This window comes from Collinsella aerofaciens (genome assembly GCF_901212495.1).
In the GTDB taxonomy this organism is placed as follows: Bacteria; Actinomycetota; Coriobacteriia; order Coriobacteriales; family Coriobacteriaceae; genus Collinsella; species Collinsella aerofaciens_H.
This window is the reverse complement of sequence record NZ_CAAKNY010000059.1, coordinates 45,023-58,584: the sequence shown is the minus strand read 5'-3', so window position 1 is coordinate 58,584 and position 13,562 is coordinate 45,023. Positions and strand designations below refer to the sequence as shown.

At 71.8% G+C, this 13,562-nt stretch carries 13 protein-coding genes; 8 read left to right on the top strand and 5 right to left on the bottom strand.

What is annotated here, in order from left to right; all coding sequences use genetic code 11:
- Both SFLMC1_RS07055 and SFLMC1_RS07050 read right to left on the bottom strand, forming a co-directional pair.
- Positions 1-781 (bottom strand): histidine kinase dimerization/phospho-acceptor domain-containing protein (locus SFLMC1_RS07055; RefSeq protein WP_315984662.1); only part of this gene is annotated, 781 nt, incomplete at its 3' end.
- Complete coding sequence (locus SFLMC1_RS07050) at positions 778-1,473, bottom strand: response regulator transcription factor (protein ID WP_152073138.1); 696 nt, start codon at positions 1,471-1,473, stop codon at positions 778-780. The genes SFLMC1_RS07050 and SFLMC1_RS07055, both read right to left, overlap by 4 nt.
- A 149-nt stretch (positions 1,474-1,622) precedes the next feature.
- Here SFLMC1_RS07050 and SFLMC1_RS07045 point away from each other — a divergent pair, with 149 nt between their 5' ends.
- The 4 genes from SFLMC1_RS07045 to SFLMC1_RS07030 all read left to right on the top strand — a co-directional run bounded on the left by SFLMC1_RS07045 (position 1,623) and on the right by SFLMC1_RS07030 (position 5,114).
- Positions 1,623-2,762 (top strand): efflux RND transporter periplasmic adaptor subunit, encoded by a 1,140-nt coding sequence (locus SFLMC1_RS07045; RefSeq protein WP_152073139.1) that lies wholly within the window; start codon positions 1,623-1,625, stop codon positions 2,760-2,762.
- Between the two features lies 1 nt (position 2,763).
- A complete protein-coding gene (locus SFLMC1_RS07040) occupies positions 2,764-3,570 on the top strand; it encodes an ABC transporter ATP-binding protein (RefSeq protein ID WP_152073140.1) in 807 nt (268 codons plus the stop codon).
- Entirely contained in the window at positions 3,567-4,775 is a 1,209-nt protein-coding gene (locus tag SFLMC1_RS07035) for an ABC transporter permease (protein ID WP_152073141.1), read from the top strand. The genes SFLMC1_RS07040 and SFLMC1_RS07035 overlap by 4 nt, the downstream gene beginning before the upstream one ends.
- A gap of 84 nt (positions 4,776-4,859) precedes the next feature.
- Entirely contained in the window at positions 4,860-5,114 is a 255-nt protein-coding gene (locus SFLMC1_RS07030) for a hypothetical protein (protein ID WP_152070741.1), read from the top strand.
- 510 nt (positions 5,115-5,624) lie between these two features.
- On the opposite strand, the gene SFLMC1_RS07025 is transcribed toward SFLMC1_RS07030, so the two are convergent.
- Positions 5,625-6,908 carry an ATP-binding protein gene (locus tag SFLMC1_RS07025; RefSeq protein ID WP_152073142.1) on the bottom strand — a complete coding sequence of 428 codons (1,284 nt, stop codon included), beginning with the start codon at positions 6,906-6,908 and terminating at the stop codon, positions 5,625-5,627.
- 312 nt (positions 6,909-7,220) lie between these two features.
- On the opposite strand from SFLMC1_RS07025, the gene SFLMC1_RS07020 reads away from it, so the two are divergent.
- From SFLMC1_RS07020 to SFLMC1_RS07005, 4 genes are all read left to right on the top strand, one after another.
- A complete protein-coding gene (locus SFLMC1_RS07020; RefSeq protein ID WP_118335736.1) occupies positions 7,221-7,952 on the top strand; it encodes an ABC transporter ATP-binding protein in 732 nt (243 codons plus the stop codon).
- Positions 7,945-9,354 carry an FtsX-like permease family protein gene (locus SFLMC1_RS07015; RefSeq protein WP_152073143.1) on the top strand — a complete coding sequence of 470 codons (1,410 nt, stop codon included), beginning with the start codon at positions 7,945-7,947 and terminating at the stop codon, positions 9,352-9,354. Before SFLMC1_RS07020 ends, SFLMC1_RS07015 begins: the two co-directional genes overlap by 8 nt.
- 456 nt (positions 9,355-9,810) lie before the next feature.
- Complete coding sequence (locus tag SFLMC1_RS07010; RefSeq protein WP_152073144.1) at positions 9,811-10,674, top strand: histidine kinase dimerization/phosphoacceptor domain-containing protein; 864 nt, start codon at positions 9,811-9,813, stop codon at positions 10,672-10,674.
- A complete protein-coding gene (locus tag SFLMC1_RS07005; protein WP_152073145.1) occupies positions 10,671-11,363 on the top strand; it encodes a response regulator transcription factor in 693 nt (230 codons plus the stop codon). Before SFLMC1_RS07010 ends, SFLMC1_RS07005 begins: the two co-directional genes overlap by 4 nt.
- Positions 11,364-11,560: 197 nt before the next feature.
- Here SFLMC1_RS07005 and SFLMC1_RS07000 read toward each other — a convergent pair whose 3' ends face one another.
- Together SFLMC1_RS07000 and SFLMC1_RS06995 are read right to left on the bottom strand one after the other, a co-directional pair.
- Positions 11,561-12,271, bottom strand: a complete 711-nt coding sequence (locus tag SFLMC1_RS07000) for a response regulator transcription factor (protein ID WP_222838050.1) — start codon at positions 12,269-12,271, stop codon at positions 11,561-11,563.
- Positions 12,258-13,547, bottom strand: coding sequence for a sensor histidine kinase (locus SFLMC1_RS06995; protein ID WP_152073146.1), 1,290 nt, complete (start codon positions 13,545-13,547; stop codon positions 12,258-12,260). Before SFLMC1_RS06995 ends, SFLMC1_RS07000 begins: the two co-directional genes overlap by 14 nt.
- Positions 13,548-13,562 lie beyond the last annotated feature (15 nt).

The window sequence follows — 13,562 nt, the reverse complement described above, 5'->3', positions numbered from 1 at the left end:
CGAGGCCGTCCATCTCGTCGAGGTCCTGCCTCAGGTAGCCCGTCCAGCGCGCCTGCTCGCCGACGGTGCTGTCGGGACTCGCCGTGAGGGCGTCGAGCGTGGCCGACATCGAGGCGAGCGGCGTCTTGAGCTCATGGGAGGCGTCGGCCACGAAGCGCTCCTGGCGCTCCCAGGCCTCCGCCGCCGGGACGAGGGCGCGCGAGGCGAGCGCGCGGCACGCGGCGGTGGCGAGCGCGGATCCCGCGAGCCACGCCGCGGCGAGCGCGAGGCCGAGCGAGCGCAGCGCGAAGGAGGCCTGGGTCACGTCGACGAGCAGGACGATGCCGCCCGCGCCGTCCCCGGCGGAGAAGGACTCGGCGCCGGACCCGCCCGCGACGGAGCCGGTGTCCAGGCGCTCGAAGCGCCACTCCCGGCCCAGGGCCGTGACGGACCCCGAGGCGGCACCCTCCGGCACGGCGGCGGCCAGGGCGGCGGCGTCCGCGCCGGAAAGGCCCCCCGTCGCGTCGGCAGCCGAGCCGCCCGCCAGCGAGAGGCGCACGACCGGGTAGGGGCCCGCCACCGCCACGGCGGCCGCCCCGTCCCCGGCGAGCGGGGACTCGCCCGCGGCCTGCTGAAGCGCCGCGTCGGCCTCCGAGGCATACCCGCGCGCCGACCAGAGCCACGCGCCGGCCAATGACGCGGCGAGCACGAGGACCATGAGGGCCGAGGAGGCGAGGGCCATCCGGCGGCGCAGGCGCGCGAGCTCGGGAGGAAGGGCGCGCCGCCCCTCCCGCGCCCTCACCGCGCGTCCCCGGCCGAAGCCTCCCGCAGGGCGTAGCCAGCGCCGCGCACGGTGGCGACCTCCGCTGCGGTCCCCGCCTCGGCGAGGCGCAGGCGCAGGTCGTGCACGAGCACCTCGAGGCGGTTGCCTCCGCCGGCCGTCCCCGGCCCCCAGACGCGGTCGATGAGGTCGCGCTTGGCGACGACGCGCCCGGGCCTCGCCATGAGCTCGGCGAGCAGCTGGCACTCGCGCGCCCTGAGCGCGACGGCGGTGCCCCCCGCCGCGCGCAGCTCGAGCGAACCCTCGTCGAGCTCGAGGCCGAGGGCGCGCAGCGGCCCCGCCTCCTCGATGGCCCGGGGCCGGCGGCAGACGGCCCGGACGCGGGCGAGCAGCTCCTCGGCGTGGAAGGGCTTCACGAGGTAGTCGTCGGCTCCGGCGTCGAGCCCGGCCACCCGGTCGGGCACCGCGTCGCGGGCGGTGACAAGAATCACCGGGGTCGCGTCGCCGGCCTCCCGCATGCCGCGCAGCACGTCAAGGCCGCCCATGACGGGCAGCATGAGGTCGAGCAGCACGCAGTCGTAGGCGCCCGCGGCGGCGAGCTCAGCGCCGCGCCCGCCGTCCGTGGCCACGTCGGCCGACCAACCCTCGCCCCTGAGTATCTCGGCGACCGCCTCGGCGAGCCGCCACGCGTCCTCGACCACGAGAACCCTCATGCCTCCCCCTTCCGCTTGGAACCGCGCGCCCGCGATGCTACGCGGGCTCGCTGAGACGGGGCTGAGACGCCCCTCAAAGGTTCGTCTCAGCTTGCCCGCCCATAGTGGCCGCCGTCAACCGAGGCCGAGAGGAAAGGAAGGCGCGGCACATGGAGCACACAATTCGGAAGGGAGGGGCGGCGGCGCGCGGGCATCGGGCCGCCCGCGTCGCGACGTCGCTCGCGCTGGCCGCGGCCGTCGTCGGCGCCTCGGCGTGGCTGTCCGCCACGCTGCTGTTCCCGGCAAGCGACGCCAGCGCGGCGCCCGACACGAAGGCGGCGAGGAGGGACTCGCTCACCGAGACGGTGACGGGAACGGGCAAGCTCGCCGCCGCGTCCTCGGCGGCGGTGACGACGCCCGTGGACGGGACGGTCGCCGAGGTGAAGGTGACCGAGGGCCAGCAGGTCTCCGCCGGCGACGTCCTGCTCACCATCGCGAACCCGCAGCTGGACCAGGACGTCGACGCCGCGCAGGCTGCGCTCGCCTCGGCCCAGGCCGACCAGCGCGCCGCGGCGGGCGACCTCAAGCGCGCCAGGGCCGCGGCCAAGGACGGGACCGACGAGTCCGCCGCCGCGCTCGACCAGGCGCGCGCCGCCAGCGAGAAGGCGGACGCCCAGACGACGGCCGCAGAGCAGGCGCTCGAGGCGGCGCGGGCCAAGGCCGACGCCCGCACGGTGCGCGCGCCGGCCGCCGGCACCGTGATGTCGCTCGCCGCCTCCCCCGGGACCTCCGTGCAGGCGCAGTCCGGCACGGCCCTCGCCGAGATCGGCGACCTCACCAAGCTCAGGGTCGCCCTCGCCGTCAACGAGGTGGACGTGCCGAAGGTGGCCGTGGGCCAGAAGGCGGAGGTGACGTTCCCCGCCGTCGACGGGCTCAAGCTCGAGGGCACGGTGACGGACGTGGCGACGCAGGCGACGGCGGGCAAGAACTCGGGCTCGGTCGTCACCTACGACGTGGGGCTGCTCGTCGACGCTCCCGACCCGCGCCTCAAGCCCGGCATGAGCGCGAGCGCCGACATCGCCGTCCAGACGCTTGAGGACGCGCTCGTCGTCCCCGCCGGCGCGGTCGGGACCGACGCGGACGGGAACTCGACCGTCGAAGTGTGGGTGCCGGGCAAGGACGGCGCCGAGGGCAGGACCGAGACCCGCAGGGTCAAGGTCCTCCTGAAGACCGACGACGGCGCGGCCGTCGAGGGCGACCTGACGGAGGGCGACCAGGTGGTCACGTCGGCAGCGAAGGGAGGCGAGTGAGGTGGCGCGCCCGAGCGACGCGCCCGCCGCGGCGCACCTCCCCGCACCGGGGGCCGTCCCGGCCATCGAGGCACGCGGCCTGACGCGCTCCTACGCGAGCGCCGCCGGCCCCGTCCGGGCGCTGCGCGGCGTGGACCTCTCGGTCATGCCCGGCGAGTTCGTGGCGATCATGGGGCCCTCGGGCTCGGGCAAGTCCACCCTCATGAACGTGCTCGGTCTGCTCGACCGCACGGACGCGGGGACCTACCTGCTGGAGGGTGCGGACGTGTCGTCGCTCACGGACGCGGAACTCGCCTGGGTGCGCGCCGGGCGCATCGGCTTCGTGTTCCAGAGCTTCAACCTCCTGCCGCGCGAGACCGTCCTCGACAACGTCTGCCTGTCGCTCGCCTACGCCGGGGCGCCCCGGCGGGAGCGGCGGGAGCGGGCGATGGCCGCGATTGCGGCGGCGGGCCTGCCTGAGGGCTACGCCGGGCATCTCGCCCGCGAGCTCTCGGGCGGCCAGATGCAGCGCGTCGCCATCGCGCGGGCCCTCGTGGCCGACCCGGCGATCGTGCTCGCCGACGAGCCGACGGGCAACCTCGACTCGGCCACGGGAGACGCCGTCATGCGCACGTTCCAGGCGCTCTCCGCCGCCGGCCGCACCGTCGTGCTCATCACGCACGACGCGGGCGTGGCGGCGCGGGCCGGGCGGGCCCTCACCCTGCGCGACGGCCTGCTCTCCGAGGCGCTCGGGGGCGCGGACAGCCGCGCGTATGGCAGGGAGGCGCTTCGGGCGCTGCCCTCGCCGGCGGAAGGGGGCCCACGATGAGGCCCGCGGACGTCTGCCGCGAGTCGGTGCGCGCGCTCGCCCACAACCGGGGCCGCACCGCGCTCACGGCCCTCGGCGTGGTGATCGGCATCGCCGCGGTCATCGCCATGACGGCGCTCGTCACGGGCGTGCGCTCCGCCATGGCCGAGCGGCTCGGGCTCTCGCAGGCGCGCGCCGCCTCCATCACCTACGCGGGCGCCGACGCCCTGGGGCTCACCGAGGCCGACGTGGCCGCCCTGCGCGCGGCGGTACCAGGCTTCGAGATCCTCTCGGGCTCGGTCTCCACGACGACCTCTGCGACGTGGGGCACCGAGGCCGTGAAGGACATGGGCGTGCTCGGCATCTCCCCCGACTGGTTCGAGGCCGCCTCGGCGAGGCTCGCCGCGGGCAGGCTCCTCGACGCGGCGGACGGGGAGTCGGCCTCGCGCGTCGTGGTGCTCACCGACGGCATGCTCAGACAGCTGGAGGGCGAGTCGGCCGACCCGGTCGCGGCCGTGGGACGCCGCGTCACCATCGCGGGCACGCCCTTCGAGGTGGTGGGCGTCCTCGCCGACGCCGGCGCGGCCTCGGGGCTCTCGTCGGCGATCATGCCGCTGCGCACCCTGCGCCAGCGCGTGGGATCGCCCGACGGCGCCGACCTCTACACCTCCGTCCTCGCCTTCGCGCGGGAGGGCGAGGACGTCGACGGGCTCGCCCGCGAGGCCGCGTCCGCCATCGAGGCGCGCAAGGGAGGGTCGGGCAGGGCCTCGGTGTGGCCGATGAAGGCGGCCATGGAGCAGTCCGACGCCGTCATGGACTCCTTCCAGCTGCTGCTGACCAGCATCGCGGGGGTGTCGCTGCTCGTGGGCGGCATCGGGATCATGAACATGATGCTCACGAGCGTGACGGAGCGCACCCGCGAGATAGGCCTGCGCCGCGCTCTCGGCGCGAGGAGGTCGGACATTGTGGCGCAGTTCCTGCTCGAGGCGGTGCTCGTGTGCCTCGCCGGCGGGGCGGCGGGCATGGCCGCGGGCTACGCCGCCGCCTGGGGGTTCGCCGGCATGGCGGCCCAGATGGCGGGCTCCGGGGCGATCACGCCACAGGTGCCCGCGGCGGTGGCCGGCAGCACCGTGGCGGTGTCGGCCGCGGTCGGGGTGGTCTTCGGGCTCTACCCGGCCTGGCGGGCCGCCAGGCTCTCGCCGGTGGAGGCGCTCAGGCACGGGTAGCGCAGCCGGGAAGACGAGCCGGCGGCGCGGCCGGATGACATAGACAGGACAGTTCGGACAAGAACTCACGAGAGAGGAAAGGCAATGGAAGAGAGGACGAGAAAGTTCAACGCAAAGAGAATCGTGGTCGCGGCGCTGGTCGCCCTGGCGCTCGTCGCCGGGGGTGTCGCCGCGGGATGGTTCATCACCAGCCGGGACGCGACGGGATCGGGCGGCGACCAGGTGACCGACACCCAGTCCGTCGGCGGCGGCCCGGACTCCGGGCAGATCCCGCCCGACGCCAAACAGGTACCCGAGGACCAGCTCCTGGGCGGCGGGGAGGTGACGTTCTCGAGCTAGGGCGTCCAGTTGAAAAAACAGGTCCCATGGCAACATGGTTGCCATGGGACCTTCAAAATAGACCCAAGCAATCAATCTAAAGCGTCAGTATCTCGAGCAACCATTATGAAACTGAGTGTGTGCAACTCAGAATCTCTATCCCATTCAAATTGAGCCATGAGTTTTCTTCAGTAGCTTTCGCTCAAAAAGCACCAAGCCAATCGCTTCTCCGATTTCAGCGCACCCAAGAGATCTGTCCACCGTATCGGTTAACGACGATTCCGGAACGAGGCCTGATTCCAATAGTGATGATAGACATCGAAACGCTCATAACATCAAAGCATGAACGAAGTTGTACTGTTATTTTGATATCGAATCGGAGAAACGATTCTCTACGATGTTATTCTCTCCATAGCTAACTAGATATCCACTGCCTACTGCCGCCGGAAAAGCAAATGACCATATTGGGATTCCATTATTGCTAGATTCTATAATTATCTGAAAAAAAAATTCATAGATGAAAAAATCCTTCTACGCCAGTAGTGGCCTTCTTTGCAAAAAGAAATCCATAACATCTAAGATACGAATCCCGTCAATCTCCCTTGGATAACTCCCCCGGGCAGCAATTACAAATTTCGGATATGCATCCCGTATGGCGCGCAGCGGCCTAAGCTCACGCTCCATGGTGGCCGAGTCAGTCATATCCTCGGTTACCTGAATGTACGCACGCCCGTCTGACCCCGACGCCACGAAGTCCACCTCACCTGAGCGCAGCTTTCCAACGCTCACCTCAAAACCCTCGTGGCGAAGCTGCAAGTAGACCATGTTCTCAAAGACACGTCCTTGATCGAAATCACGATAGTCCTGCAGATAGTTGCGGATTCCCGTGTCCACGATGTAACGCTTTCCACCCGTCTTCAGGAGATCCTTGCCCCTGATGTCATAGCGCCGAACAGGATAGAAGAGATACGCCTCATCAAGCGCCCCCATGTAGGCGTCGACAGTACTGTTAGCAGCCTTGATGCCGTCAGCCCGCAACGCTCCGGCAATACTGTTAACCGAATTCTCGTTACCGATATTGTCTGCAAGGAAGCGGCATGTTCGCTCCAGCAAATCAGGGCTTGTGAGCTGCCTGCGGCCACGCCTGCGATCGCGCTCGAGAATATCCCGGATGACGACCGTCTCGTACAGTGACCTGCAATAGGCCTTATGAACCGCCCCGTCTAGCGTACCCAAGGATAGGTACGGCAGCCCGCCGTAGCGACGATAATGATCAAACAGGCCAACCGCCGTGCTAAGCGAGCCATCCGGCAACTCGAAGACATCCATCCCAGCCGCAGTGCGAGAGGACAGTGACGCTCCCTGGAAATCGAGAAACTCCGAGAAGACGAGCGGCAGCATCTCGACCTCCACATAACGCCCCGAGAGCAGCGTGGCAAGCTCGCTCGACAGCAGATAGGCGTTGGATCCCGTGATATACATATCGCAATCAAGGTCAACGCGCAGGGAATTGATCGCGCGCTCCCAGCCCTCGATCTCTTGGAGCTCGTCAAAAAAGAGATATGGATGGACGATTCCCTCCGTCCGTTTGCGAACAAGCTGGTAAAGCCCGCGATAATCCAAGCCATCAAACTCCATGGACTCCATCTTGAACGTGAGAAGTCGCTCCCGGGAAACGCCCTCCCTTGCCAGATGCTCGCGCATCATGTCCAGAAGGGTCGACTTCCCGCAACGACGAACCCCCGTAACGACCTTGACGAGGTCTCGATCCCGAAAGGCGAGAAGCTGGTCAAGGTACTTTTGACGGATAATCATCACGCCTCCATGTGAAAGATCTTCATCTAATGCAAATTTTTAACATTGTAATATAGAAGCTCTCAGAATCGAGGGAGATGCGGCGCGATTCATTTTCCGGCTCCTTCCTCGACGCAGCTTATGACCTCCACTTGCAACTGTATCCCCCACCCACGCTGGTGTGGTGGCACCAGAACCGAGACCGAGACTGCCATCTGGAGATGGCAACCGACTGGCGCGCGGCGTCGGGGCGCACGGGCGGTGGTTCCATGGGTGGCGTCGAACGGACGAGTCGGTGGGCGCGGAGCGCCCGCCCGAAGGGAGGTGCCGCGCATGGCTGCGGCGGAGGTGAGGGCCGAGGGCGTCAAGCGCTGGGCCGACACGGGCGAGGAGCGCGTCCCGGTCCTCAGGGGCTGCTCGCTCGCGGCCGCGGGCGGGCTCACGGCGATCGTGGGGCCGTCGGGGGCGGGCAAGACGAGCCTCCTGTACTGCATGAGCGGGCTGGACGCCCCGGACGAGGGTCGTGTGCTGGTCGCGGGCCGCGACCTGTACGCCATGGGCGAGGGCGCCCGCACCCGCTTCCTGCGACAGGCTGCGGCGTTCGTGTTCCAGAGCTACAACCTCGTCCCCTACCTCACGGTGGAGGAGAACGCGACCCTGCCGATCGCCCTCGCGCGGGGGAAGGTCGACCGCGGGAGGCTCCGCGACCTGCTCGGGCGCTTCGGCCTCGCCGACCGCGCGAAGGCGCCCGCGGGAGGGCTGTCCGGCGGCGAGCAGCAGCGCGCCGCCCTGGTGCGCGCCCTGCTCTCCCGCCCGGCGGTGCTCTTCGCCGACGAGCCGACGGGGGCCCTGGACACGAGGAACACCGCGCTCGTCCTGGGCGTCCTGCGTGAGATGGCAGACGCCGGCACGACCGTGGTCATGGTCACGCACGACGTGGACGCCGCGGCGACGGCCGACCGCGTGGCGTTCGTCCGCGACGGGCTGGTGACGCGCGTGGCCGGCCACTGCACGCCCGAGCAGGTGCTCGCCGGCACGCGGGAAGGGGCGATCGGCCGTGGATAGGTACGCGCTCAGGATATTCCGCGAGGACCTCGCAAGCTGGGTCCCGATCGTGCTCGTGATCGCCGCGACCTCCGCCCTCGTGGGCGTGTGCGCGAACCAGTTCGCCTGGACGTCGTCGAAAGCCTTCGGCGCGGCCGCCGGCGCGGCGGGGCTCTCCGCCTTCGAGTTCCAGGCGGTCTCGGTCACCGTGTACGCCGAGGTGGCACTGCTTGCCCTCTTCTCGCTCTCGGCGGTGGGCGCCGCGACGGTGGAGCGCTGCCGCCCGACGTTCGCGCTCTGGCGGCTCATGGGCGCCACGCCGGGGCAGGCGGGGCGCGCCGCCCTGCTGCTCGTGGGCATCGCCTCGGCGGTCGGCTCGCTCGCGGGGAGCCTCGCGTCCGTGCCGCTCTCCGCCCTGCTCGTCCCCGCGTTTGACGGCATGGCGGCGGAGAGCTTCAGCGGCGGCCTCGGCTCCTTCACGCCTCCGCCGTTCTCCGCCTCCCCGGCCGCGTGGGCCCTCTCCTTCGCACTCAGCGTCGCGACCTGCATGCTCGGCTCCGTCGCGGCCGCCGTGCGCGCCGCACGGGTGAGGCCCGTGGATTCGCTGCGGGGAGGCCGCGCAGGAAGGCGGGGGCGGGGCGGCCACCCCATCCTCGGGTGGGCGCTCGTCGCCTGCGCCCTCGCGACGCCCCTCGCCGGCCTCCCGGCGGCAGAATCAGCGGGCGGGCAGCTCTCCCAGGCCATGGCGAACCTCGTGGCCCTCGCCGGGCTCCTCTCGTTGCTGGCGATGGTGGCCTTCGGGGCGCGCGGCGTCCGTGCCGCTCTGCGTGTCGCCGGCGTGCTACCCGCCGCGGTGCGCTCGCCCGTCGGCCGGCTCGCGGCGCGGGCGGCGACCGAGCTCGCCTCGCGCAACGCCTCGGCCATGGTGCCGCTCGCCGCGGCGGTGGGCGGGGCAGGGGGCATCCTGCTCACGACCGCCCGCACCCTCGAGGCCGTCATGCGGCGCCTGGGGTTCTCGGGCTCGTTCGACATGACGGACACCTACGCGCTGATCGGCCTCGCCGCGGGGTTCGCGCTCGCCACCGCGGTCGCCGTGCTCGCCCTCTCGGCGAGGGACGAGGGAAGGCACCAAGCGCTGCTGCGCACGCTTGGCCTCACGCCCCGGGGCGTGGCGGCGGCGGTCGCATGGCAGTCGGCGCTCGTCGCCTTGGGCGCCGCGCTGCTCTCGCTCGTGCCCATCGCCTGCTCCTCCTTCGCCGCGCTCGCCCTCACCTGGATGTTCTGGGGAGCGCCCGCCGCGTACGCGCCGCTGCCGGAGGCGCTGGCCGCGGGTGTCGTGGTCTGGGTCGTGCTTCTCGCGGTGCGCTGGGCGCAGGTCCGCGGGGCCGTCCACTCCTCGCCTGCGGCGTGCCTGCGCTCGTAGGGTGCAGAGGCGCCGACGGAACGATTCATCGGGAAACGAGAAACGAACAAGGAGGACGGACGGAAACGATCAGCGAAGTGCGGGGCGGTGGCGCGCTTCCGCCCGAGGACCCGGCGCAACCCGGCGCGAAGGCCGGGACGGCGCGCGGCGACGGACGGGACCCGAAACTCGGGCCGTTCCTGCTCGGCCTCTTCCTGTGCCTGCCGGGCGTGGCGATCGCGTGGCTCGCGACCCGGGAGGAAGGGGACTGGACGGGTCGCGTACAGGCGGCGGCGTGGCTTGGCTGCGTGCTGTCACCCGCTTGGTGGACGCTCGTCGTCATCGCCTGCGCGCTGCTCGTGGTGGCTGGGGTCGCGCCCCTCTCCCACCTCCTAACCGGAAGGTGGTAGGTCACGGCCTGCTCTGACGGGTACAAGAACCGGATGCGCGAACGGAGAGACCGAGGGGGGTGCGGGAATGAGAATTGTCGACAAAGCCGGGCGGCGCCTCGCGCCGCCCCTCGTGCCCCGTCTGCTCGCGGCGCCCCTCGCGTGCCTGCTCTACGGGGAGGCGACCGTCATCATGACGTCAATCGCCCTGGCGATACCAGGCGACGTCGTGCAGCGGGCGGCGAGCCCGGCGGCCCTCGCGCTCGCCGTGGCGGCCGTGTCCGCAGCCCTGCTCTGGCGGACGGCCCTGCCCCTGGGGACACTCGCGCTCGAGTCGGCCGCCCTCGTCGCCGCAACGGCGACGGGCCTCGACAGCTACGCCGTGGTCCCCTTCCTCGTGGCGACGTTCGCGGCCGGGCGCCACGCGCCCTTCCCGCGCTCGCTCGCCGGGCTCGCGCTCGCCTTCGCGGCCATGGCGGCGAGCTCCCTCGTGGCCGCGGGCGGAGCGGGGCCGGCAGCGCTGGTGGCCGAGATCGCGGCACGCGAGCTCACCGCGGGCTCAGCCTTCCTCCTGGGCGGGGCCCTGCGCGGCGCGCACGACACCCGGGAGGCCAGGGCGCGCGCCATGGCCGCCGAGGCGCGCCGCGACCAAGCCGAGCGGCAGGCCCGCATGGCCGCCTCGCTCCACGACTCGGTGGGCCAGCGGCTCACCGCCATCGTAACGCTCTGCGAGGGGCTGGGCGGCGGCACCGGAGACGAGCGGGTCGACGCGGCGGTCGCCGCCATCAACGCGGAGGCGCGCGAGGGGCTCGCGCAGACCCGCGAGACGGTGCGCGAGCTCGCCGGCCTCGTCGCCGACGCGGAGGAAAAGACGGGCGGCGGGCCGATCGACGCGGGCTGGGACCCGCGGGGGCAGACCCCCGATGATGACGGCGGAGGGAGCCCGGGATGATACGCGTGATGGTCGTCGATGACCAGGCCTCGGCGAGGATGGGCCTCTCCATGATGGTGGGGCGCGACCCGGGGCTCTCCGTGGTCGCCACCGCCGACGACGGAGGGGCGGCGCTCGCGGAGCTCGCGCGCCGGAAGGATGCCGGCGAGCCCCTGCCCGACGTCGTCGTCTCGGACGTGCGCATGCCCGGGACGGGCGGCGTGACGCTCGCCCGCGAGGTCGCCTCGCGCTTCCCCTCCGTGCGGACGCTTTTGCTCACGACCTACGACAGGGACGACTACGCGCTGGGCGGGCTCGCCGCCGGCGCGGCCGGGTTCCTGCTCAAGGACGCCACCGCCCGCGAGCTGTGCCGGGCCGTCCGCGAGCTCGCCGCCGGCGGCGCCGTGCTCACGCCCCGCGTGACGCGGGAGGTCGTCGCCCGCGCCGTCCCAGGCGCCGCCGAGGACCCCGAGCGGGTCCGCCTCCTGGAGGCGCTCTCCTCGCTATCGCCCCGCGAGCTCGAGACGGCGTCCCTCGTGGCCGAGGGGCTCTCGAACGAGGAGGTCGCCGCGCGCATGGTGATGGAGCCCGCGAGCGCCCGGAGGAACGTGAGCCGCGTGCTCGCCAAGCTCGGGCTGCGCGACCGCACTCAGCTCGCCGTGGCGTGGTGGAGGAGCGGGATGGGGTCGCGGGGGTCGCGCGAGGGGTAGGCGACGGTGACTCACTCGTGAAACCGCATATCAGGTGCCCGAGGACCAGCTCCAGGGCGGCGGTGAGGTGACGCTCTCGAGCTAGGAGCGACGGCTCGAACCCCGCTAAAGAGAGTCGTCCATGACGAGGGGCGCCCGCGGCGATTGCCGCGGGCGTTCTTTCACGCCTGCACCGCCTTTCGCTTTCAAGCGCCACCTCATAGCCCGGCCTGGTACCACTTGACGGCTATCTGGGTGCGGTCGCGCAGGCCCAGTTTGGCGAGGATACGCGTGACGGCGCGCTTGGCGCTCGCGGGCTGGACGGTGAGGCGCTCGGCGATCTCGGCGTTGGAGAGGCCGTCGGCGACGAGGGCGCAGACCTCGCGCTCGCGGTCGGTCAGCCGGCGGAACGCGCTGCGCAGCTCGGCCGCGCGCTTATCCTGACCGGAGGCGCGCACGCTCCGGGCGAGGACCTCGCGCGTGACGCGGGGCGTGAGCACGGCGTCGCCGTCGGCCACCGAGCGGACGGCGCGGCAGAGCTCGCCCGCGCGGACGTCCTTGAGGAGGAAGCCGGAGGCGCCCGCCTCGAGCCCGCCGAAGGCGTAGTCGTCCTCGTCGTAGGTGGTGAGCATGAGCACATAGACGTTCGGCCAGCGGCGGGTGATGGCGGCGGTGGCGTCGATGCCGTCGAGGACGGGCATGCGCACGTCCATGAGGACGACGCGAGGCAGGTCGCGCCCGAGCTCCTCGGCCCGCTCGATGCGGTCGATGGCCTGACGGCCGTCCTCCGCCTCGAGCCCGATGGCGAGGCCCGGGTCGCGCCGCACCATGAGCGCGAGGCCCAGGCGGGTCTCGGGCTGGTCGTCGACGATCATGACGGGGATGCGCGCGGACGCGGCCGCTCCCGCGATGCCGCTATTCGTCGCCATCGGGCTCCCCCTCCCCTTCGCCGGCCCCCACCAATGACGGCAGATGCGTCTTGAGGCACCAGCCGCCCTCGCCGACCGGACCGGCGGAGAGGGTTCCGCCCGATTCCCCGACCTCTCTGCGCAGGCGGGAGAGGCCCATGCCGGTGCCCGGACCCCCGCCCCCCTCGCCAGGGGTTCCATCGTCGCGGATTGCGACGTCGGCAGAGCCATCCCCGCCGTGGTCCACCGAGACCGTGAGCCGCGAGAGCCCCGCGGCGTGGCGCAGCGCGTTCGTGACGCCCTCGCGGCAGACGCGGAAGGCGAGGCCGGCCTGGGAGGGGTCGTCCGGGCGCACGCCCGTCTCCGTGAGGGCGGCCGTGACGCCGGCGGCGCGGACGGACCCAAGAAGAGCGGCGATCTCGTCCCAGCGATGCCGCTCGGCCGGCTTCTCGGTGGGCGCGGAACCCGGCAGAGCGGATGGCGCCGCCGTGCTCCTCGCCTCGCCCGCCAGCGCCCGCACGGCGCGGCGCGTGTCGGCGAGCCCCGAGCGCGCCAGCTCGTTGATGCTCGCGATGGCCCGGTCGAGCTGCTCGTCCCCGGTCGCGCCGGCGAGCCCCTCCGAGAGCGCGACGATGGCCGTGAGGTCGTGTCCCACGGAGTCGTGCAGCTCGGCGGCGATGCGGCTCTTGGCGAGCGCGCGGTCGCGCTCCGCCTCGGCGCGGGCGGCCGCCTCCGCCTCCCGGAGGCGCTGCAAGCGGAAGCGCGAGAGCAGCGCCGCCCCGAGCACCAGCATGAGCGGGTACCCGATGCCGGCGAGCGACATCGCAAGCGAGGGGGAGGGCGATGCGGAGGCACCCGCGAACCCGTCGACCACGGCGGAGAGCGCGACGGTCGCAACGGCGGCGACGCCGCCCGCGGCCGCCTCGCGCCGGGGCGCGCGGGCCACGCAGGCGTAGAGCGCGACGAGCGGGAGGAAGTACACGTACGCGAGCGCGCCCATCACCGAGGCCAGCAGGCCAACGACCGACTCGAAGAGCACGGAGACGACCGGAAGGCGGTAGCGCAGGAACAGCGCCGCGCAGCCGACGGCCATGAGGACGAACAGGGCGGCCTGGGACGAGGGCGCCGACAGCGAGGGGTCCGCCCCCGCGAACACCACGCGGGCGAACATCGCCGCCTCCCACGCCACGCAGAGCACGGGCGCGGCGAGCCGCAGAAGGGGCGCGTCGTCCCACGCGTCCAACGGCGCGGCGGCGCCGGAAAGGCCCGGCCCGCATGGCCTCACGTCCAATCCCATCACCTCACATCCCGA

What these genes read in the sequence shown, in the direction of transcription:
- SFLMC1_RS06995 (WP_152073146.1), bottom strand. Translation starts at nt 13,547, where the DNA reads ATGGGATTGGACGTGAGGCCATGCGGGCCGGGCCTTTCCGGCGCCGCC.
- SFLMC1_RS07005 (WP_152073145.1), top strand. Translation starts at nt 10,671, where the DNA reads ATGATACGCGTGATGGTCGTCGATGACCAGGCCTCGGCGAGGATGGGC.
- SFLMC1_RS07035 (WP_152073141.1), top strand. Translation starts at nt 3,567, where the DNA reads ATGAGGCCCGCGGACGTCTGCCGCGAGTCGGTGCGCGCGCTCGCCCAC.
- SFLMC1_RS07000 (WP_222838050.1), bottom strand. Translation starts at nt 12,271, where the DNA reads ATGGCGACGAATAGCGGCATCGCGGGAGCGGCCGCGTCCGCGCGCATC.
- SFLMC1_RS07045 (WP_152073139.1), top strand. Translation starts at nt 1,623, where the DNA reads ATGGAGCACACAATTCGGAAGGGAGGGGCGGCGGCGCGCGGGCATCGG.
- SFLMC1_RS07010 (WP_152073144.1), top strand. Translation starts at nt 9,811, where the DNA reads ATGAGAATTGTCGACAAAGCCGGGCGGCGCCTCGCGCCGCCCCTCGTG.
- SFLMC1_RS07020 (WP_118335736.1), top strand. Translation starts at nt 7,221, where the DNA reads ATGGCTGCGGCGGAGGTGAGGGCCGAGGGCGTCAAGCGCTGGGCCGAC.
- SFLMC1_RS07050 (WP_152073138.1), bottom strand. Translation starts at nt 1,473, where the DNA reads ATGAGGGTTCTCGTGGTCGAGGACGCGTGGCGGCTCGCCGAGGCGGTC.
- SFLMC1_RS07030 (WP_152070741.1), top strand. Translation starts at nt 4,860, where the DNA reads ATGGAAGAGAGGACGAGAAAGTTCAACGCAAAGAGAATCGTGGTCGCG.
- SFLMC1_RS07025 (WP_152073142.1), bottom strand. Translation starts at nt 6,908, where the DNA reads ATGATTATCCGTCAAAAGTACCTTGACCAGCTTCTCGCCTTTCGGGAT.